Genomic DNA, 21,175 nt, shown 5'->3' with positions numbered 1-21,175 from the left:
GCAGAGTCCTGATTAGTAATCAATGTATTCCCTTCAGGACAAACCGGCGCTTACTGCTTTAATATATTTTTGAGGTTAGACTGTTCTGCCATCATGCACAAGACAGATGAGATGAGTATGACAGGTGAAAAACCAGTCAGTGCAAAAAATATTCGCCATACCGTTGGAAAGAAACTGAACGGTCCCGGTTACCTGCTGGAAGGCTTTCAATTGCTGTTTCACCCGCGTTTGCGCTTGCTCGTGCTGACGCCATTAGTTATTAATTTGTTGGTGTTTATTGGCCTTTCGATTGTGATTGTTGATCAGTTTTCAATACTGATGAACAGCCTGATGAGTTACCTGCCCGAATGGCTGGAATTTTTGGCCTGGATTGTGTGGGTGTTATTCGCTTTATTAGTGCTGGTTATTTACGGATACAGCTTTGCACTGGTCGGTAATCTCTTGGCTTCACCGTTTTACGGCCTGCTGGCCGAGAAGGTTTCTGCGCTGGAGAACCCGGATATAAAAACAGAGCCATTAACGTTTAATACCGTACTTGCCATTGCTGGCCGATCATTTAAACGAGAGTTGCATAAACTGCTGTATTTTTTACCGCGAATTGTGGCAGTGCTGCTGCTGACCCTGGTGCTGTCATTTATTCCGCCATTCAGCCTGCTGTCGCCAGTGATTATCTTTTTGTGGGGAGCCTGGTCACTGGCGCTGCAATACCTGGATTACGGCGCCGACAATAGCGCTATTGAATTTATTTCGTTGCGGCAACTGATGGCCACACGGAAATTTGCGGCCATCAGTTTTGGAGGCAGCACTTTGCTGGCAACCAGTATTCCGATTTTGAATTTACTGGCGATACCCGCCTCGGTGATTGGCGCAACCATCATGTGGGAGCGCCAGGTAAGAGAACGTAAAACCGGATAAAGGCTGAGACCGATTATTCGACCAATAGCGCTGCTTCCGGAATTTCGCAATGGAGCTTTTCGCCCAATAGCTCCTGAATGGGCTCAAGCAGAAAAGCATCGTCTTCGCAGGCAAAACTGATAGAAATACCGGTTTTTCCAGCGCGCCCGGTACGACCAATACGATGCACGTAGTCCTCAGGTTCTTCAGGCAGGGTGTAGTTCACAACGTGGCTGATGCCATCCACATGGATTCCGCGTCCCGCCACGTCGGTGGCAACCAGCACGGGCAGTTTTCCGCTTTTAAATCCTTCCAGGGTTTTTACCCGTTTGCCCTGCGGCACATCGCCGGACAACAGGCCTGCATTAAAACCCATCTTCTGCAATTTTTCCTGTAAACGGCGGCATTGATCACGTCGGTTGGCGAACACAATGACACTCTCAACATTGTCTCCGGCCAGTACATTGCGCAGCAGTTTAAACTTGTCTTCTGCGCTGGTGATATAGACTTTCTGATCGACCGAGGCTGTAGCCACTCGCTCTGGTGCAATTTCAATACGCATGGGCTCTATGGTCCACTGCTCAGTCAAACTCTCGACTTCCGGTGTAAAAGTGGCCGAAAACAACAGTGTCTGTCGATGTTCTTTATGCGGGGTTTGTCGAACGATTCTGCGCACCTGTGGAATAAATCCCATATCCAGCATGCGATCAGCTTCGTCGATTACCAGGACTTCTACCTGATCCAGATAAACATCGCGACTGCCACAAAAATCAATCAGGCGTCCGGGAGTAGCCACCAGAATATCGCACAGAGATTCATGCAGGTGTCGACGCTGCTTATCGTAGTCCATACCACCGACCAGCGTATGAACCTTGAGGTCGGTGTATTTGGTCAACGCTTTGGCATCATCTGCAATCTGCATGACCAGTTCCCGGGTCGGGGCAATAATTACTGACCTGGTCTCACCAGCAAAGCGCTCATCTTTGATCGGATTTTTCAGTAAATCATCAATAATGGTCACCAGAAATGCCGCTGTTTTTCCAGTGCCCGTTTGAGCCTTGCCTACAACATCATGGCCGCTGAGGGTATAAGGCAGCGAGCGCGCTTGAATCGGCGAGCAATATTCAAACTTCAGGTCTGCGATGCCATGCATCAACTCCAGTGGAAGGTCGAGGTCATGAAAGCGGGTTTTGCCTGGCATGGGTGGAACCTGGAACTGGCTGAGATCCCAACTCTTTGTAGCAGGGTCTTTGTCATTGCGGCGCCGACGCCGACGTCGCCCGGGATTCGATGATTTTTTGTCGTCTGTGGTTTCGCTCTGCCGTGGCTCACGCCCGGTGGATTGGTCTGTCATATTTAACTTCCGGCAACGGTAGTTCTACTACCATCGTTCTGGCTTGTAATGAAATGGCCGCGCATTATAGCACCACCTTGTCCGGCCTGCTTGAACGGCTTTCAGACCCGATTTGGGGGCACCAGTGAACAGGAAGACTGCCGCACGATAATATGCGGCTGCCGTTGGCGGATAGCTTAATGATCGGCCTTGCAGGATTTCATCAACCAGTAATCAACACTGGTAAAACGACCACCGCCGGTGAACATCAGGCTCATCAGCATAATGAAATAGGTCACGGAAAACTCTATGCCATTATTGAGAATCACAAACCCTCCTTTTTCGGTCAGCCAATCGTAATCGGCGTGTTCTTCAAGAATTTCCCTGGCTGCTCCCAGCCGGATAGCAATATCACGGGATTCGGAACTGGCTATGGCACTCCAGCCCTGGTCCCAATGGACGGCTAACGCGGCAACAATCATAGTCACCATAAGCGGTATGGATATCCAGCGAGTGGCTAGGCCCATCAGTAATAACACTGCACCGAGTATTTCCGTCCACCCGGCAAGAAAAGCCATCACATAGGGAAACGGCAAACCTAAACCGTCATCAAACCATTGAACCGTGTAATCAAAGGGTAAAAATGTTGCCATATCAATTTTTTGAGTACCCGCCATCCAGAACACCGGTACCAAATAAAGCCTCAAAGCCAGCGGTGCAAGACCATCGAAGCACTGTAATCTGTTGAAAAGTGCATTGTGAAACCGGTTGAATACACACACTAGCTGACCCATAAACACTCCTTCCGGACTTGTTGATACGATAAAGACTGATAAACTGACCTGCAGTCAGAGACAGGCTTTAGACACTGATTGGACGAAAATATCCGCAGCCAACGGGAATAGCGATTGCCTCAGCCAGGCAGCTTTGCTAAAAAGGTCACAACATACTAATACCGGAGTTCTCAGGGACGACTTTCATGCCCTACACCCCCATCGACAAAAAAGACCAGCAGACTTTGCTTGAAATTGCCCGCGAGCATATTCAGGTATTTCTCACTACTGGCAGAAACCTTCATATTGAAGAAACCGTGTTCAGCAAGCCCTTACAACAGGCACTGGGCAACTACGTGCGATTGATTCTGGACAAAAAAACCCGCGGTGCCGTGGGCAATCTGCAAAGCCATCTGCCTTTGATTACGGATGTCAGCCAGAATGCCTATGATGCCGCCTTTGAAGATCCCCGTTTCCCGCCACTCACCCGTGAGGAAATGAAAGAGACCACCATAGAAATCACACTGTTAACACCGCCTGAACCGATCATTTGCAACAATGAGCAGGAGCTGAGGAAGCATATATGCGAGGGTGAAGACGGCTTGCTACTGGCAGAAGGCGTTCACAGTTCTCACTTGCTTCCCTCAGACTGGCACCACCTGCCGGATGTTGCATCTTTTATGGCGACACTGAAAAAAAAGGCCGGACTCCCGACCGACTACTGGTCAGACAACCTGACCGTGCACCGTTTCAGCACACTCTCTTTCAGGGAATAAACAAGCCATTACTGTTTTTTTTCAATTCAATACTGCATCATGCATCCCACAACAGCCCTTTTCGTTTCAGGATAGGGCGCCCTGACAAGAATAATAGCCAGAAAAAATCATGCCTGATATTGAAGTTAATCGAGAGCTACGAAATGCTATGGGCTCTTTTGCGACAGGAATTACTGTTGTCACCGCCCTGGACAACAGCGGTAATCCAGTCGGAATGACGGTGAACAGCTTTTCTTCTGTATCCCTTGAACCACCACTTATTCTCTGGTGCCTGGGGGTCGGATCAACTCACTGTGAGGTATTCAGAAATTGTACGCACTTCAATGTCAACGTGCTGGAAGCATCCCAGGCACCGGTATCCCGCCTTTTTGCTGCACCGGAAGATGACCAGTTTAATCGCGTAGACTGGCACCCTGATGCGCGCGAGATACCGATTCTTTCGGGCGCACTGGCATCCTTTCAATGCACTACCGAGCAGTGTTACCCGGGAGGGGATCACACCATTATTATCGGCCGCGTTGTCGATTACACTTACCGCACCGGCCAACCATTGATATTTTCCCAGGGCAAATATCAATTGCTCGGCGGCGAGTTAACACCGTGACACCACTGAGTAATACAACCTCTCCTCTGCGGACATTCAGTGAATCCATGCGTTAGTGCCCGCCTTATGAGGTTTTCAGATTATCCACAGACGCTCTAGCTCAATAAAAAAAAATATGCCACACTTCCCTCAGATTCAGGAAAATACACCATAACACTCGAAGTAAGGGATACCCCGAGCAGTGCGTGAGAACAGGCAGCAAGCGAGAACCCGGCTCCTTAAGCTCATAAAAGTCAGATCAGCTGATGATCAGCGTCTTTTTGGCCACGTGGGAGATATATCCGTGGGCGGCATGATGGTGCAAACTCACCACAATATAGCCGTAGGCGACTACCTCAACCTCGCCATCGAACTACCCGCAGATATCCATCCGTCACCACTGGATATTCACGCAGAAGTTACCTGGACCGGCGAAAAGAACAAACACAATACCCGCAGCTTTGGCTGCCGTTTTGTCGCCATTGAAAAAGCCGAGCACAACGCCTTGCTCGAACTTGCCAGAAAGTACCCTATGGGCGAAGAAGAGCTCTAGGATCTGATTAGTACCCGTTTTTTCGACCCATTGAGGCCCTGTCGTTACCACCCAGATCTTGATGTAGCGAAACCTCGACAAAGCCGTTATCGCGCATCAGTGCGGTTATCTTTTCGCCTTGCTGAAAGCCATGCTCAACCACTAACCAGCCACCGGCGTTGAGATACAAGCCGGAATCTTCAATAATTTTTTCAAGATCTGCATACCCCTGCTTCGCCGACACCAGAGCAGTGGCTGGCTCAAATCGGACGTCACCCTGATTCAGGTGCTCGTCGTTCTCAGAGATATAAGGCGGGTTGCTCAGAATCAGGTCAAACACCTCACCGCGCAGCGCATCAAACCAATCGCTTTGTAGCACGCGAACGTTACTCGCCTCTAGATTACGGGCATTACACGCGGCAAGAGCGACGGCTTCCGGGCTGACATCCACGGCGGTAATCTGCCAGTTCGGTTTTTCACTCGCCAGTGCCAGGGCAATAGCCCCGGTACCGGTTCCCAGATCCAGAACTCGTGCATTTTCAGGCAACGGCAGCACAAGAGCATGCTCGATTAACAGTTCCGTATCGGGGCGAGGAATAAGAGTGGAGAAATTCACGGCCAGAGGCAACGACCAGAACTCTTTTTCTCCAGTGATATAGGCCACCGGTTCACCATTCAGGCGACGCTGAAATAACGCTTCAAATTGCTCCAGCTGCGCAGCATCCAGCACCCGATCAGACCAGCTATATAACCAGGCCCGATCAACATTGAATACATGGGTTAATAAAACCTCGACATCAAGACGGGCGCTATCACTTTCAACCAGTTCTTCCGCACGCCGGAGGCATTGAGTAACGGTCGTCATAGAGGGAACTCCCCAGACAGCACTAACTTGAAAGTGCAGCTAACTGTTCGGCCTGATACTCGTTAACTAGCGGCTGAATGATGTCATCCAGCTGGCCTTCCATCATTTCATGCAGCTTATATAGTGTCAGGTTAATTCGGTGATCCGTCACCCGCCCCTGTGGGTAGTTATAGGTACGAATCCGCTCCGAACGGTCGCCGCTGCCAACCAGCAAGCGTCTTTCGTCGGCAATATTCTGGGCGGCAGCCTCTTGCTGCGCATTTTGCAAACGGGCGGCTAGCAACGACATTGCCTTCGCTCTGTTCTTGTGCTGGGAGCGCTCATCCTGACATTCGACCACAATACCGGTTGGCAGGTGTGTGAGACGAATCGCCGAATCAGTTTTATTCACATGCTGACCACCGGCACCGGAAGCACGGAAAGTATCCACCCTCAGATCGCCCTTATTGATATCAATTGCTTCCAGTTCATCCGCTTCCGGCATCACAGCTACCGTACAGGCCGATGTATGGATCCGCCCCTGTGACTCGGTTTCAGGAACGCGCTGCACCCGGTGGGCACCAGACTCAAACTTGAGCCGGGAATATACCCCCTGGCCAACAATACGACTGATAATCTCTTTGTAGCCACCATGTTCCCCAAAACTCTGACTGATAATTTCAACCTGCCAGCGCTGGCTTTCAGCGTATTTACTGTACATGCGAAACAGGTCTCCAGAGAAGATGGCAGCCTCATCACCACCGGTACCGGCTCGAATCTCCAGAAAAACACTTTTGTTATCGTTCGGGTCCTTAGGTAATAACAGTTTTTGTAAATCCACTTCCAGCTGTTCCCGCTCGCCCTGGCAGAACTTTAATTCTTCCTGTCCCATGGCACGCATGTCAGCATCAGCATCATCAAGCAGCAACTCCGCCGCTTCGACGTTGTCCAGCACTCGCTGGTAAGCAGCATAGGCTTTCACGACCGGCTCAAGTTCCGAATATTCCATAGACAACTCACGGAAACGGTTCTGGTTACCGATGACATCCGGGTCGCTCAACAACTGGCCCACTTCTTCATGGCGTTGAGATAACGAATCGAGCTTTTCCAGAATTGACGTTTTCATGAGGTGTCTTTATCGCTGTCAGGGCCGTTGGGTTGCTGAACATCCAGACCAAAGAGATCGTGAGTCCATTGCAGATGATCAGTATGACCTTCTTCACTGGCCTGTTTCAGCCGGGTTGTTGGCGTATGCAAAAGCTTGTTGGTCAGGTTGCGCGCCAGAAGCTGCATGATGTCTTCAGGTTTCTGACCTCGCCGCAGGGATTGCAGCGCTTTCTCCAGTTCGGTATCGCGTATTTGCTCGACACTTTCCCGAACGGCGCGAATAGTATCCACTGCTACCTGTCCGCGCAACTGCCGATTCCAACCCTCTACACCTTCTTCGATAATCTCCAGAGCAACACTGGCTGCATCCTCACGGCTGCGGATATTCTCCTCAATCACTTCCTGAAGATCATCAACGGTATACAGGTAGACATCACCCAAATCGGCCACTTCAGGCTCAATATCACGCGGCACTGCAATATCCACCATAAACATTGGTCTGTGCCTGCGCTTTTTCAGAGCCGACTCCACTGCACCTTTGCCGAGAATCGGCAACTGGCTGGCGGTAGACGAAATCACAATATCTGCCCGATGCAATTGTTCCGGAATATCCGAGAGCAGTATCGCCTCAGCACCAAATTCTTTGGCCAGCTCCTGCGCATGCTGCAATGTGCGGTTAGCGACAGAAATGGCGCCCACATTTTTTTCCTTCAAATGCCTCGCCACCAGCTCAATAGTTTCGCCAGCACCGATCAGCAGTGCGTGTACCTCATGCAGGTCGGCAAAGATCTGCTGTGAAAGGCTCACCGCAGCATAAGAAACAGATACCGGATTCTGTCCGATTGCCGTTTCACTGCGCACCCGTTTGGCTGTGGCAAACGCCTGTTGAAACATTTGATCCAGATGCGAGTCCAGCACCCCGGCCTCGCGGGCAACGGCATAACAGGACTTCAGCTGGCCAAGTATTTGCGGCTCGCCCAAAACCATTGAATCAAGCCCGCTGGCCACTTTCATCATATGACGAACCGAGTGCTCACCCTGATGTATATAAAGGCAACTGCCAAGCTGTTCCTGCCCGACATGATGATATTCGCTCAGCCACGTCAACAGTTGCTCGGGCTCCCCCCCCGAAGCGTAAATTTCTGTGCGGTTACAGGTGGAGAGAATCGCCACTTCACTCAGCTCTGCCTTATCAATGGCATCACGCAGTGCATCGACCATCTGCTCGGGCACAAACGCAACCCGCTCTCGAACATCAAGAGCGGCTGTGCGGTGATTGATACCCAACACAAAAACGGTCATTAACAGCGGCGAAATTTCCGGCGATCATTAAAAGATCGCAAATTGTCCGATTCTGGCGACACAAAGGCAAGCTGATCCCCCAAAAAATCCTCGGAGACCTTCCTGCCCGATTACTGTCATACTAGAATGAACAGCTTAAGTATCAGGAAGATTTACGTGCCTAACCGTCTATTATCCTTTCTATTGCCCTTTTTTTGTGCTGTCCTGTTGCAGTCCTGCGCTTCAACAGACAGTGCGCCACCCAATGCATTCCTCATGGAAGAAGAGCAAATTGAGCCTGAAGCTCCCGTAAAACCTTTCCCGACTGAAACACTTTATCAATTATTGGTCGGGGAAATCGCCGGTGTTCGCAATCATGCGCCCATGGCGCTGCGCATCTACACTGAACAGGCACTTGCAACACGCGATCCACAAATCACCGCCCGAGCCGCCGGTATTGCAGCCTATCTGCAATCATTACCGGAACTGCTACAAACCTCGGAGCTGTGGACTGAACTTGAGCCTGACAACCCTCAACCACGGCAACTCTACGCCCTTGCCCTGACACAGAAAGGCCTTTTTCTGGAAGCCTACCCTCATGCGGAATTTGCCTTTCTACAGGGTTTTGAGGAACCAATTCTCACCCTGGCGGCATACAGCGAAAAAGCCAGCACCGAGACTCATCGTCAATTGCTCCAACGATATCAGGAACTCCAGTTAAAGCAGCCTGACAATGCCATTTCTGCGATTGGCAAAGCCATACTGCTGAATTATCTGCACCGAAATGAAGAAGCGCTCGCGGAAATAAAAAACGTTCACCGACGCCACCCCCAGATAGAGGTTGCGGCGCTGATGGAAACACAGCTGCTGCAACAGCTTGAACAACCCGAAGCGGCGCTGAAATCGCTACAGAGATCCGTTGAACAAATCCCCACAAGCAAGAAGTTGCGACTACAATACGCGCGCCTTCTCGCCAAGGATGACCTGTCGGCTGCGCATAAACAGCTCCGTATTCTGGCCGAGCAATTTCCCAACGATGTACAGCTTCACTTTTCACTGGCAATTGCCAGCCAGCAGCTGGGTATGATTGAGGAAGCCCGGCAGGCGTTCACCCGACTGACAGGAAACCCGGCCAGCAGTACCGATGCACACTTTGAATTGGGCAACATAGCGGAGGAAGAGGGCAATCTACCGCTGGCACTGACCCACTACCGTCAGGTTCGCAAAGGCAGAAACCTGATAACGGCAGCCAGCAGAGCCAGCGATATCATGGCTAAGTCAGGTCAGCTGGATGATGCCTTGCTGCACCTTAGAACACTTCGCCTGGAACAGACCGTGCGCTCGGTGCTGCTTTATCAGGTGGAATCCGAACTATTGATGGAATACGAGCAGCTCGACGAAGCCTATACCGTTTTGAGCCATGCGCTTAATCAACACCCCGAGAACATTCCGCTGCTTTACACCCGCTCAATCGTCAGCGAGCGCAATAACGACTTCCCACGCTCAGAGGCCGATCTGCGCGCCATTCTTAACAAGGACCAAAATAATGCCACGGCACTCAATGCGCTGGGCTACACACTGACACTTCACACTGACAGGTACGAAGAAGCTCACCAGCTTATCCTCCGCGCACTTGAGCTGCGGCCCGAAGACCCGGCTATTATCGACAGCCTCGGCTGGGTGCTGTATCACCTGGGGTTTTTTGAAGAGTCAATTCAGCAACTGCAACTGGCCATGTCAAAACTGCCCGATCCGGAGGTGGCCGCGCATTTGGGAGAAGTATTATGGCACGTAAACCGCCAGGAAGAGGCCATAAACGTCTGGCAACAAATATTGAAGAACGACCCGACCAACGAAATAGTGCTGAAAACCCAACGCAGACTGCAGGGCAACATGGAGAACGACTAATTGATTATCTCGCATTCCCGGCTGAGTTCGGCATTACTCATGACGGTACTGATCGCGCTGATCAACGGTTGCTCCGTTCAGCAGACCAAACCGGAAACCGTTAACTGGGAGCACCACCAGCAGCGACTGCTGGGGCTGGAACAGTGGCATATTAACGGCAAAATGGGCTATAAACAGGGCAGCGAGGGCGGCAGTGCCTGGCTGGACTGGCAACAGAACCGCGATAATTTTGAAGTCAGACTAAACGGGCCATTTGGCGCTGGCACCACATCCATAACCGGCAATGCAAGGGTTACCCGCTTGCTACAATCGGACCAGCAACCCATAGTAGCCAGCAGCGCCCGCGAGTTGACCAGATACCTGTTTGGCTGGTACTGGCCGGTAGAAGATTTGCGTTACTGGGTACGTGGCGTCCCCTCGCCCCTGACCCCCACACACGATCAGACGCGCAACGAACAGCAATTGCTTTCAACCCTTGAACAGGCCGGTTGGCAGCTGGAGTTTTCAAACTACGCCAATTACCCGGTGAATGGTCAGCAATGGAGCCTGCCTGGAAAAATTCGCGGTAAATTGTTAGAAGACAATGGCGATACCTCCTTCACACTGATCATTAAGTCCTGGCAAATTGACGCCTCATGAAGACAACACTGCGGCTCCCTGCTCCTGCCAAACTGAACCTGTTCCTGCATATTACGGGTCGCCGTGAAGACGGCTACCACAACCTGCAGACTCTTTTCCAGCTGCTGGATTACAGCGATACGCTCTCGTTCGAGTGCAACAAATCAGGCTCGATTGAACTTTCACCCGCGCTAACGGGCGTAGCAAAAGAAGATAATTTGATCTACAAAGCCGCCCGGCAACTGAAACCGTTTGCGAATGACTCCCTGGGCGTCACTATTAACATAGACAAAAAACTGCCTATGGGCGGCGGACTGGGCGGCGGCAGCAGTAACGCGGCAACTACGCTGGTGGGGCTAAACCATCTGTGGCAATTGGGCCTGACAGTTGATCAGCTGGCCAGTCTGGGGCGTGAACTGGGTGCGGATGTACCGGTGTTTGTACATGGCAATAGTGCCTGGGCAGAAGGCATTGGAGAACAGCTACAGGCCGTTGATATTACTGAATACTGGTATCTGGTTTTAGTCCCGCAGGTACAGGCATCAACCGCCGCAGTTTTTAACCATCAGCAATTGACAAGGAACACTCATCCGAGCACAATACGCGCCGTTCTTGAGCAGGGTGGTCGGAATGACTGCCAGAGTGTTGCTGAAATGCTCTATCCACCAATCCGGCAAGCCCGCGAGTGGCTGGAACATTTCACACCAGCTCAGATGACGGGGACAGGTGCTTGCATATTTGCCCGTTTCAATTCCAGAATCGCTGCCGAAACAGTTCTGGAACAGAAACCGGAGAACCTGCAAGGGTTCGTGGCCAGAGGCGTTAATCGGTCACCTCTGTATCGCGCTCTACCGTCAGAATAACTTACTTGGGGTGTCGCCAAGTGGCTAAGGCAACGGGTTTTGATCCCGTCATTCGGAGGTTCGAGTCCTCCCACCCCAGCCATTTTCTTATTAAAAATTGATATAACCCACTGCGAAATCGGTATCCACCATGCCCAACTTGATGGTTTTCTCTGGCAATGCCAATCCCGTGCTAGCCAACGAAATTACCCGCTGCCTGGGGGTCCACACTGGCAATGCAGTCGTCTCTCAATTTTCCGATGGCGAAATCAACATTGAATTACGTGAAAATGTCCGCGGTCGCGATGTTTTTATTATCCAGCCAACCTGTGCACCAACCCACAAGAACCTGATGGAACTGGTGCTGATGAGTGACGCTCTGCGACGCGCATCAGCTGCCCGCATAACAGCAGTAGTACCCTACTTTGGTTATGCCCGACAGGATCGCCGGGTGCGATCAGTCCGGGTACCCATCAGTGCCAAGGTTGTGGCCGACATGATCACCAATGTTGGTGTTGACCGGGTGCTGACTGTAGACCTGCACGCTGAACAGATTCAGGGATTCTTTGATTGTGCCGTAGACAATGTCTACGGCTCACCGGTATTGCTGGCCGACATCGAACGTCAGAAATACGAAAATCTACTGGTCGTTTCTCCGGATATCGGTGGTGTTGTGCGGGCTCGCGCCATCGCCAAAGAGCTCAATACCGATCTGGCCATTATTGATAAACGCCGACCAGAGGCAAACCAGGCCCAGGTCATGAATATTATCGGAGAGGTTGAAGGCCGCACCTGTCTTCTGGTGGACGATATCGTCGATACTGCCGGTACACTTTGCAAAGCCGCCGATGCACTGAAAGAGAACGGCGCCAAAAAGGTAGTGGCCTACTGTACGCACCCGGTACTTTCCGGCAAGGCCATAGAAAACATTGAAAACTCGGAGCTGGATACTTTGGTTGTCACCAACTCCATCCCTCTCAGCGAAGCAGCCAGTAAATGCAACCGCATACGCTCGCTTAGTCTGGGGCGCATGCTGGCAGAAGCTATTCGCCGCGTTAGCAATGAAGAATCCATCAGCGCGATGTTCTTATAGGCAACCCTGCCTTTAATCGAGTCGCACTGATTTTTAACCGCCCTTTTTCACAGAATCAGGGCAATAACCCACCCTATCAGTTCTGGTCGCGGACTGACTGGGAGCACAACAGGAGCAAAAGCTATGTCTACTGACTATGCACTAAATGCCAAGGCACGTGACAATGTAGGGAAAGGTGCGAGCCGCCGCCTGCGTCGTCTGGCCGCTGAAGTACCCGCCATTATTTACGGCGGTAAAAAAGACCCGCAGAACATTACGCTGACTCAGAACGAGTTTGCCCATGCGCTGGAAAATGAAGGCTTCTACTCGCAGATCATCACATTGAATGTCGATGGCAAAAAAGAAGATGTCATTCTGAAAGACCTGCAACGTCACCCGGCCAAACCGGTGATTCTGCATGCCGACTTTTTACGCATCAGCAAAGACCAGAAACTGCACACCAACGTGCCGCTGCACTTTATCAACGAAGATATTTGCGCAGGTATCAAAGTAGGTGGCGGCATTGCTGCACATAGCATGAACGAACTGGAAATCAGTTGCCTTCCTGCCGATCTGCCAGAATACATCGAAGTCGACGTAGCGGAAGTAGAAATCGGACAGATTTTGCACATTTCCGATATCAAACTGCCGTCCGGCGTGGAGAGTGTGGCACTGTCTCATGGCGAAGACCATGACCTGGCCATTTTCACCGTCAATAAGCCGAAAGCGGTTGAAGAAACATCAGAAGATGCTGGCGAAGATGAAGCAGCATCGGACGAAGAGGCTGACAGCGAAGACTGATTCGCCCAGCTTTAAGATCTCTGCGAACAAGGCCTCGGCTTGGTGGATACTCCGATTCAACTCATCGTGGGGCTGGGAAATCCCGGCTCCAGGTATGAAGGAACCCGCCACAATGCCGGGGCCGATTTCGTCCTGGCGCTGGCCCGTTGCCACAATATCAGCCTGAAGCAGGAAGCAAAGTTTTTTGGTAAAACCGGTCGGGGCACTATCGACAACCGTGATATACGGCTGTTGATTCCCTCCACCTATATGAATCGAAGCGGTCAGGCCGTTTCTGCCGCCGCCAGATTTTACAATATCCCCCCAGAAGCCATACTGGTTGTCCATGACGAACTTGACTTGAACCCAGGCACTGCGCGGCTGAAACTGGGTGGCGGCCACGGCGGGCACAACGGGCTCAGAGATACCATCAAAGCACTGGGGAACAATAAAGGCTTTGCACGACTTCGCATAGGCATTGGCCACCCAGGCCACGCCGATGATGTTGTCGATTTCGTACTCAAAAAAGCCTCAAAAAATGAACAGCTACTCATTGATGAATCGATCCATGAGGCCATACGCATTATTCCTGACACATTAAAAGGCCAATGGAACGACGCGATGAAAAAATTACACACTGCCAGTGCATAGCCCCGGACTGCACTGACACAAACAGCCTCTCAACCAGAACCAGGGACATCAGCTTCTCTGGCTAACCAGACAAGGGTTTTTAATATGGGCTTTAACTGTGGCATCGTCGGCCTCCCAAACGTAGGCAAATCAACCCTCTTTAATGCACTGACTAAAGCGGGTATTGATGCAGAGAACTTCCCGTTTTGCACCATTGAACCCAACACTGGCATTGTGCCTATCCCCGATCCGCGGCAGGACAAACTGGCAGAAATTGTAAAACCTGAAAGAGTGGTTCCCACGACGATGGAGTTTGTTGATATTGCCGGGCTGGTTGCTGGCGCTTCAAAGGGTGAAGGTCTGGGCAACCAGTTTCTCGCCAACATCCGTGAAACCGATGCCATCGCGCACGTCGTGCGCTGTTTTGACGATGAAAACGTCATTCACGTTGACGGTGCCATTAATCCTGCCACCGATATTGAAGTGATCAATACCGAGCTGGCACTGGCCGACCTTGAAACAGTGGAAAAAGCCCTGCTGCGGGCAACCAAAGCGGCCAAGGGGCAGGACAAGGACGCCGTTCGCCTGAAAGCATTGCTGGAAAAAATTCAGCCTCATCTGGATGAAGCCAAACCACTGCGATCCTTCGGACTCAACGACGACGAACTCAGGGAACTGAGACACCTGAGTCTGCTGACCATCAAGCCCACCATGTATATCGCCAATGTGGATGAAGATGGTTTCGACGACAACCCTTATCTGGATGCAGTAACCGCCATAGCAGAGTCTGAGGGTGCAGTTGTAGTGCCGATCTGCAACAAGCTCGAAGCCGAAATCGCCGAGCTCGAAGACGAGGAAAAACAGGATTTTTTGGAAGAAATGGGTATGGGTGAGCCTGGTCTCAACCGTGTGATCCGGGCTGGCTACTCTCTGTTAGGGCTACACACCTATTTCACCGCAGGCGTCAAGGAAGTGCGTGCGTGGACTATCAAGATCGGCGACAAGGCTCCACGTGCCGCTGCTGCCATTCATACAGATTTTGAGAAAGGTTTCATCCGTGCCGAGGTGATTGCCTACGAAGACTTTATCACCTGCAAAGGCGAGCAAGGCGCGAAAGATGCCGGCAAATGGCGACTGGAAGGAAAAGAGTACGTGGTCAAGGACGGTGACGTGGTGCATTTCCGATTCAATGTATAAAAGGAGCCTGTAAAGCTAACACGGTTGCATTATGGATGTCCGCACCCGGACCGGTTTACATGACTGCTGTCAAATATTGCCAGATAGCAATAACAGCCGAAATGATCAGTACCAGCATGGTTAACAATGTTCCCAGGAACCTCAGAGGGTGGTTCATGTTTTCCATACTGAGTCCTACAGGGTGAATAACACGGCCCATCAATAGCGTCGATCCAAGCAGATGTAAGATAGTCGCGCTGGTGCCATTCAGCTCCAGCACCGCCAACAAAACCAGCGCCAGCGGCACATATTCTGTGAAATTGCCATGCCGACGCACCCTGATCAACAAGCCAACATCATCAGCCGTACCCAGTGAAATACGTTGTTTCAGACGACCGGTTCCCGCGTGAAAAGCCAGCGCGACGCCAAGAATACCCAGCACTCCGGCATATAAAGCTGTAACCATTAAAGGCATGCTCACCACCCCGTGTTGCTTTTGCGTTCGTTATTTAAAAGCGCGGTCTTACTGCCAATACCGCTGAGAAACACTATAACACAACCGAATCAGCCGAAAGTCCAAGTGCATTCTGGCTAGCAACCGGGCAAAAACACTATTTTTTTAGCGCATCAACACTCACCGGCGTTGCTTCTGGTATAAAGGCCAATGCTTCCGAATTAATGCAGTAACGCAACCCGGTAGGGTCTGGTCCATCGTCAAACACGTGCCCCAGATGCTCACCGCACTTCGACAGTACCTCAGTACGGCGCATGCCCCACGACCAGTCTTTTTTAAGCACGATATTGTCTTTATTAAAAACCTCCCAAAAACTCGGCCAGCCGGTGCCGGATTTAAATTTATGGTTGGAATGAAAAACGGGTAATCGACAACCCGCCGTTACATAAGTGCCCGGCTGCTTGTTATTCAGCAGCGCACCCGTAAAGGGCCGCTCTGTACCTTTCTTCCAGAGAATACGGTATTGCTCCGGCGTCAGTATTTGCTTCCAGGCAGACGTCGGAATTAAAGCGGTATCACCACCGCTGGCAATAATCTGGCGGGCCTGATTAATCGTCATGGTTTTATCGACATCAGCAGTCACAGAGACGGTGAGTACAGCCAGGGAAAATATCACGAGCAAGGACAAGCCGCGGAGTATATTTTTAAACATGGTGCTGACCATCCAGAAGTTACGTCAGCTTTTGACCACCGATAACCGCCGATGTTCAAGTGCAGGCATTTTTTGCCGTAGCTGTTTTAATTTCTGCAGATCAATATCCGCAGAAACAACACCCTGCCCTCCTGCAATCTCCGCAATCACACCACCCCAGGGATCAATGATAGTTGAGCCTCCCCACGTCGGCTTGCCGGGGTGATTCCTGTCGCCCATGTTCGCACCAACAACGTAACAAAGGTTCTCCACTGCGCGAGCCCTTAGCAACAACTGCCAGTGAGCCTTTCCGGTTGCGGCAGTAAACGCCGATGGCACCAACAATATCTCGGCACCACAGGCAGACAGGTAGCGATAAAGTTCGGGAAAACGAAGATCGTAACAAACACTCAAACCCAGCTTGCCGAACGGCGTCTCAACCACTACAGGTGTATCACCAGGGCAATAATCCTGTGATTCACGGTAACGGCTATCCTGATCGCCACCTTCGGCGACATCCACATCAAACAGGTGGATTTTGTTGTAGCGCGCCACTTCGCAACCTCGATCATCGAGCACAAAGCTGGCAGCATAAGGCCTGCTCTCTGCCGGTTTGTCGGCAACAGGTAGAGTACCACCCACCAGCCAGACGCCCTGCTTGCGGGCCTGCTCACGAAGAAAACTGCGCACAGGTCCATCCTCAGATACTTCCAGAACACCTCTTTCCGAGGCCGTTTCAGCACGGCTGCAATCACCGCTACCACAACCGTAATAGGCAAAGTATTCCGGCAGCACAATGAGGTTTGCGCCTTCAGACACCGCTTGGGCAATCAAATCTTCGGCCTGCTTCAGATTGGCTTCGAGACTCGTACTCGCCAGCATTTGTATTGCTGAAATTCTCATTGTAAATCGACCTTTTGATCTGGTTGGCCGTTCTCTGGCAGGGTCGCTCCATTATCCACCCCCTTAGCCTTCCTCAGGCTATCGCTGAATATCTGATTCACTTGCAGCGATGGGTCATCCCAAGACCCTTTGATGCTGTAACCGATACTGGATAACTGGTCGACCTGTTTCTTGAAAATTTTTCCGGTCACGTAAACACCTGCCGCAGCCGGTAATCCGCCAACCAGTGCGGCCATCCACGGCAGGTTGGTACCCACCGGCAACGTTGTCACCAGAGTTGCGTCAATTTGTTCGGTTATCAGATTGGCGTTGCCAAGCATCTTCATTCTGCCGGATGACATCTCCACGACCAGAGCGGGATCAAAATGCATGACACCCCGATTAAAAATCAGGCCGCCATGGAGGTTTTTATAGTCCATGCCTTTCTGGAAAAGATCAGAAAAATCGAGCCGGAGCCGCCGCGCCCAGTTAGCAAAATTAAACAGGCTGATCGTGCGCATCAGAGCATTGGTTGCTGCGCCAGGCGATTTGTAGAATTTCCCGTTGTTTAGCTCCATAGCCAGAGAACCTTCTACATTTTCTATAGCCAGATTCGCAGGTGTGTCCTGCCATCCAAGACTGGCACGGAAGTAGGCTTCTTTACTGTCAAGTGCTTTAGCCATTCCTCTCTGCTCCAGTACCTCACCTATATCCCCGGCATGAAATACGCCATCAAATTCGGACGAATGCTGCCCCTTTTTCAATAACCAAAGCAGACTGGTTTCGCTGCTTTCGCCAATGTGATCACCAAGAAAAAGCCCGCCGAATTTAGCCCGAATATTGTTAAACAGCGCGCCTTCCTGCTGAGGCAAAACAGCAAACGAGGCGCTGCCATAATGATTCGCCCCCACACTGAAATCCTGCACAGAAAAATTGACCGCAGGAATATCCGCCGGGTTGATGTTCTTCAAAGGGTCGGCGCTATCATCTGCTTTTGGAAGAGACAAACGACTCAAGGCAATGGTTAGTGAACGATCTGCATCTGGCAAAATGATTACATCGCCAGCTGCAAGATCACTATCGAGATTCAACTGCCACTGTGAGCCCTGCCTGGCTCCCTTTAGCAGCACATCGCGCAGCCTGAATTCACCTATTTCAGCCTGATCAAATCGCAAATCGAGTTTTGGCATTAATGCAGTGCCAACTGACAGACTGGCCCCGTTGTTTTGCCAAAGGCCATAAACAGTCCGCCATTCGGACAAATCCATCCGCGAGAGATAACCTCCAACGCTGAACTGTCCCTGCTCTGGCATTTCCGTCAAAGGCTGGTTAATCGCCAGCGCACCACGAACCACTTCACCGTTACGCAACTCCAGTGAGCTGTCAACCAGATCCCCAAAGTGAATGTTAACGTCGGTGGTTTTATTAAAACCGATATTGAGCGCGGTTTTGCGAACGTCATCCGCCTTCTTTGCAAATGGCCGAGGCAGATCAACAGCAAGTCCTTTCAAGTCGCTGCTGACTGAGAGTCGCGGATACAGCTTCTGAGGCTCTACCACTTCGGCATTGTTCGTAAAAGGTAATTGCAATTCTGCACTGTATCGCGTGCCACCACTGAGCAATTGCCCTTGTGGCAAACTCAGATAAGCTGACAGTTTTTCGGCAGCAACCATTCCGCTGCCCTGAATTTTTGTCAGCATTCCGTCTCCGGTTATTTCGCTAACAATCTTGGCCCTCAGCGGCTGATCCCAGAATGTGCCAGTAATCAGTTTTGCATTCAAACCGTCATTGAGCCGGTATCGCAAACTGCCTTCCAGTTTTTCAAAGACAAGATCTCCGGCAATATCAGTAAACCGTGCATTCCCAAAGGTCGTATCAACTCGATAATGCTCCCCCGCCTTATCAGCGGTTAACGGAATGGCCAGGTCGAGATCCAGGTAAGAGTTACCGGAGATGTTCCAGTCTTGCAGTGCCGATACCCGTTCCGCCAATGGCGACTGATGCAGCACGGACAGCACTTCCCCCATATCCCCTTCTGCCTTGGCTTTTATAAGCAACAGTGTACTGTCTGTTTCCTTGCTCGAAATCAGGCTGACATCTGCTGAGTCAATCCTGACATTACCCAACATGCCTTTCGTTACGGCCCCATTGAATTCGGTGTCATCAAGATCAATGCGGGCATTAAATGCCTTTAAGGGTAACCAGTCAGGCTGAAAAGCCAGCTCACTGTTTTCTACATTAAGGTGCAGTTGCACTGTCCGCCCCGAATGTTCGCCCTTCAGAGCACCACGCCAGATAAATCCCGCTTCGGCAACATCAATATCTGTAGGGGCATATTCAAGCCATGTCCGCAATCCATCATTCAGCGTTTCAGGTAAGTAGCGGTTCCGATACCGGGAATGCGTATTTTTCACGCCAGCCAGTAAAAACATTTCAGGAACCCGGTCACTACCCACTGGAATATCCAGATACAAGTATGCGCGTCCGACCCCTTCTGCACCGCCGACCGCTATCGGTCCACTTGCAACTTTCACCGCACTGTCGACCTGATCCCAGCGCCAGCGCACTTGCCCCTTGATCGAGCTGTGCTCCATATAATCCGGGTAAACTGCGGGGTAATACATGGCAAAACCATCGGGGCTGTCGAGTTCAACTAACCCTTCTGTCACACCCTGCTCACTGTAAAACTCTGCATAGCCATTGATCTGTCGGCTGGCGGGCGCACCATGCCAGGAAGCAATGGATATATCATCCATGTTCATTCTGGCATGCACTGCCGGATCACCCTCTTGCAATCCGATCTGGAGATGAATGCGTTTTAACACGCCTTTAGGCTGCAAATTGTCCAGCGCATTGAGAATCGCTTCGGGCGGCAGTTTTGTGCCTTGCAATAATTCTGCGAAGGTGGCTACATTGAGTCGATTAAAATAGAGCGAACCACTTCCCCAGTTGCCCCCCATCTGCTGAGAGTACACAGCATTAAATGGCTCAATATCGAATTCACCCCAATCAAAATCCACACCCTGCCAGCGCATGCCCCAGCTATTGCCCGCACTGAACCACCCTGTTGCCTCGGCACGGAAGTTTTTCAGCGGCTCGGCATCTGCCAGCCAGTTCATGGGGATTTCATCTGCTCGAACCAGCCCCACCCATTCGAACTTGTCCAGCCCCTGCAGGTCAATCCAGAATTCTGCATCCAGATCACTCTGTATATCTCCAACCCGCGCCACCAATTCAGGAAACCAGTTTTTGAGGATCGCATTGACAGATCCATCAAAATTAATCCTGCTGAGCTTCAGATAACCGCTGCCGAAAAAATCCTGGTAGCTCCCGGTATCATCAACGCCTTCCAACACCAGCCTGGCAGACTCCTGCTGCCCATCCAGAGCCAGCGATGCGTGTAACCGGTGAAAATCACCATCACTCTCCACCACCATATCCCGTGCATTCACAATGGTGCGAGTGCCCGAATAGAAGGCCAGTGTCACCTGCAGTTCGGCTATTTCAATATGATCACTGAGAAAGATGACATCCAGCAGATTGCTGCCGGAAGCCCCGCCGCCCATAGACAAACCGGCCAGACTCCACTGCCCCTGCCGATTCTCCTGTAATGTCAATCGGGCTTCGCCAAAAGTGAGCTCGTGCCAGATCAGCTCCCACGAAAAAAGGCTTTGAAAAAAATTCAGATCAAAGGTCAACGAACTGAGAGTCATTGCCGGCTCAGTCTGGTCAGCGTCGCCAAACAGCGCAATATCCTCGGCAGTAATACTGGGAATCAGTTTTTCCCAGCTGCCGGATAAGCGCTGAGCACGAAACCGTACACCAAGCAATTCAGAGACGTATTCATTTAACGCCGGGCGATAGCTCTCCAGCCCATCAATGGCCTGCCTGCCGAGAGAAACCAATACCGCCAGGGTAACCAGTAGCGCCGCAGAGAAAAACCAAACTCTGCGGGCAAGAAAAACCAGTATTTTTTTCCAGTTTACTGCCATGTTAGCT

The 21,175-nt window shown here is 51.2% G+C and carries 20 protein-coding genes and 1 tRNA gene; 12 read left to right on the top strand and 9 right to left on the bottom strand.

Features of this window, described 5'->3' with window-relative positions; genetic code table 11:
* Nucleotides 1-117 precede the first annotated feature (117 nt).
* On the top strand, nt 118-915 hold the full coding sequence (gene cysZ, locus H7A02_14135; GenBank protein MCP5173395.1) for a sulfate transporter CysZ: 798 nt from the start codon (nt 118-120) through the stop codon (nt 913-915).
* A 13-nt stretch (nt 916-928) separates the two neighbouring features.
* On the opposite strand, the gene rhlB is transcribed toward cysZ, so the two are convergent.
* Together rhlB and H7A02_14125 are read right to left on the bottom strand one after the other, a co-directional pair.
* The gene (rhlB, locus tag H7A02_14130) at nt 929-2,248 is read right to left on the bottom strand and encodes an ATP-dependent RNA helicase RhlB (protein ID MCP5173394.1); all 1,320 of its coding nucleotides are present in this window, start codon (nt 2,246-2,248) and stop codon (nt 929-931) included.
* A 176-nt stretch (nt 2,249-2,424) separates the two neighbouring features.
* The gene (locus H7A02_14125; protein ID MCP5173393.1) at nt 2,425-3,021 is read right to left on the bottom strand and encodes a DoxX family protein; all 597 of its coding nucleotides are present in this window, start codon (nt 3,019-3,021) and stop codon (nt 2,425-2,427) included.
* 185 nt (nt 3,022-3,206) lie between these two features.
* Here H7A02_14125 and amrA point away from each other — a divergent pair, with 185 nt between their 5' ends.
* The 3 genes from amrA to H7A02_14110 all read left to right on the top strand — a co-directional run bounded on the left by amrA (nt 3,207) and on the right by H7A02_14110 (nt 4,912).
* Nucleotides 3,207-3,776: an AmmeMemoRadiSam system protein A gene (amrA, locus tag H7A02_14120; protein ID MCP5173392.1), complete on the top strand. Its 570-nt coding sequence runs from the start codon at nt 3,207-3,209 to the stop codon at nt 3,774-3,776.
* A gap of 109 nt (nt 3,777-3,885) precedes the next feature.
* Nucleotides 3,886-4,380, top strand: a complete 495-nt coding sequence (locus H7A02_14115) for a flavin reductase family protein (GenBank protein ID MCP5173391.1) — start codon at nt 3,886-3,888, stop codon at nt 4,378-4,380.
* A gap of 181 nt (nt 4,381-4,561) precedes the next feature.
* Nucleotides 4,562-4,912, top strand: a complete 351-nt coding sequence (locus H7A02_14110) for a PilZ domain-containing protein (protein ID MCP5173390.1) — start codon at nt 4,562-4,564, stop codon at nt 4,910-4,912.
* 7 nt (nt 4,913-4,919) lie between these two features.
* On the opposite strand, the gene prmC is transcribed toward H7A02_14110, so the two are convergent.
* Genes prmC through H7A02_14095 form a run of 3 tightly spaced genes read right to left on the bottom strand, consistent with a single transcriptional unit; the run spans nt 4,920 to nt 8,144 of the window.
* On the bottom strand, nt 4,920-5,756 hold the full coding sequence (prmC, locus tag H7A02_14105; GenBank protein MCP5173389.1) for a peptide chain release factor N(5)-glutamine methyltransferase: 837 nt from the start codon (nt 5,754-5,756) through the stop codon (nt 4,920-4,922).
* 22 nt (nt 5,757-5,778) lie between these two features.
* Entirely contained in the window at nt 5,779-6,861 is a 1,083-nt protein-coding gene (gene prfA / locus H7A02_14100; GenBank protein MCP5173388.1) for a peptide chain release factor 1, read from the bottom strand.
* The gene (locus tag H7A02_14095) at nt 6,858-8,144 is read right to left on the bottom strand and encodes a glutamyl-tRNA reductase (GenBank protein ID MCP5173387.1); all 1,287 of its coding nucleotides are present in this window, start codon (nt 8,142-8,144) and stop codon (nt 6,858-6,860) included. Before H7A02_14095 ends, prfA begins: the two co-directional genes overlap by 4 nt.
* A gap of 156 nt (nt 8,145-8,300) precedes the next feature.
* Between H7A02_14095 and H7A02_14090 the strand changes: the two genes are divergently transcribed.
* The 8 genes from H7A02_14090 to ychF all read left to right on the top strand — a co-directional run bounded on the left by H7A02_14090 (nt 8,301) and on the right by ychF (nt 15,170).
* Nucleotides 8,301-10,031: a tetratricopeptide repeat protein gene (locus H7A02_14090; protein ID MCP5173386.1), complete on the top strand. Its 1,731-nt coding sequence runs from the start codon at nt 8,301-8,303 to the stop codon at nt 10,029-10,031.
* Nucleotides 10,032-10,070: 39 nt separating this feature from the next.
* Nucleotides 10,071-10,670 carry an outer membrane lipoprotein LolB gene (gene lolB / locus H7A02_14085; GenBank protein MCP5173385.1) on the top strand — a complete coding sequence of 200 codons (600 nt, stop codon included), beginning with the start codon at nt 10,071-10,073 and terminating at the stop codon, nt 10,668-10,670.
* Nucleotides 10,667-11,512, top strand: coding sequence for a 4-(cytidine 5'-diphospho)-2-C-methyl-D-erythritol kinase (ispE, locus tag H7A02_14080; protein ID MCP5173384.1), 846 nt, complete (start codon nt 10,667-10,669; stop codon nt 11,510-11,512). Before lolB ends, ispE begins: the two co-directional genes overlap by 4 nt.
* Before the next feature lie 6 nt (nt 11,513-11,518).
* Nucleotides 11,519-11,594, top strand: a tRNA-Gln gene (locus tag H7A02_14075).
* Between the two features lie 48 nt (nt 11,595-11,642).
* On the top strand, nt 11,643-12,584 hold the full coding sequence (locus H7A02_14070; protein MCP5173383.1) for a ribose-phosphate pyrophosphokinase: 942 nt from the start codon (nt 11,643-11,645) through the stop codon (nt 12,582-12,584).
* 123 nt (nt 12,585-12,707) lie between these two features.
* Nucleotides 12,708-13,364, top strand: coding sequence for a 50S ribosomal protein L25/general stress protein Ctc (locus H7A02_14065; GenBank protein MCP5173382.1), 657 nt, complete (start codon nt 12,708-12,710; stop codon nt 13,362-13,364).
* Nucleotides 13,365-13,406: 42 nt separating this feature from the next.
* The gene (pth, locus tag H7A02_14060) at nt 13,407-13,994 is read left to right on the top strand and encodes an aminoacyl-tRNA hydrolase (GenBank protein MCP5173381.1); all 588 of its coding nucleotides are present in this window, start codon (nt 13,407-13,409) and stop codon (nt 13,992-13,994) included.
* An 84-nt stretch (nt 13,995-14,078) separates the two neighbouring features.
* Nucleotides 14,079-15,170 (top strand): redox-regulated ATPase YchF, encoded by a 1,092-nt coding sequence (gene ychF / locus H7A02_14055; GenBank protein MCP5173380.1) that lies wholly within the window; start codon nt 14,079-14,081, stop codon nt 15,168-15,170.
* 55 nt (nt 15,171-15,225) lie between these two features.
* On the opposite strand, the gene H7A02_14050 is transcribed toward ychF, so the two are convergent.
* The 4 genes from H7A02_14050 to H7A02_14035 form a co-directional block, all read right to left on the bottom strand.
* A complete protein-coding gene (locus H7A02_14050; protein ID MCP5173379.1) occupies nt 15,226-15,624 on the bottom strand; it encodes an MAPEG family protein in 399 nt (132 codons plus the stop codon).
* A 136-nt stretch (nt 15,625-15,760) separates the two neighbouring features.
* Nucleotides 15,761-16,315, bottom strand: coding sequence for a peptide-methionine (R)-S-oxide reductase MsrB (msrB, locus tag H7A02_14045; GenBank protein MCP5173378.1), 555 nt, complete (start codon nt 16,313-16,315; stop codon nt 15,761-15,763).
* A gap of 24 nt (nt 16,316-16,339) precedes the next feature.
* Nucleotides 16,340-17,176 carry a carbon-nitrogen hydrolase family protein gene (locus H7A02_14040; protein MCP5173377.1) on the bottom strand — a complete coding sequence of 279 codons (837 nt, stop codon included), beginning with the start codon at nt 17,174-17,176 and terminating at the stop codon, nt 16,340-16,342.
* A gap of 17 nt (nt 17,177-17,193) precedes the next feature.
* Nucleotides 17,194-21,168 carry a hypothetical protein gene (locus tag H7A02_14035; protein MCP5173376.1) on the bottom strand — a complete coding sequence of 1,325 codons (3,975 nt, stop codon included), beginning with the start codon at nt 21,166-21,168 and terminating at the stop codon, nt 17,194-17,196.
* Nucleotides 21,169-21,175 lie beyond the last annotated feature (7 nt).

The sequence above is a fragment of the Pseudomonadales bacterium genome (assembly GCA_024234435.1).
Classification (GTDB): Bacteria; Pseudomonadota; Gammaproteobacteria; order Pseudomonadales; family Porticoccaceae; genus JACKOF01.
The sequence above is the reverse complement of the archived record's forward strand: the minus strand, read 5'-3'. Positions and strand labels throughout refer to the sequence as shown.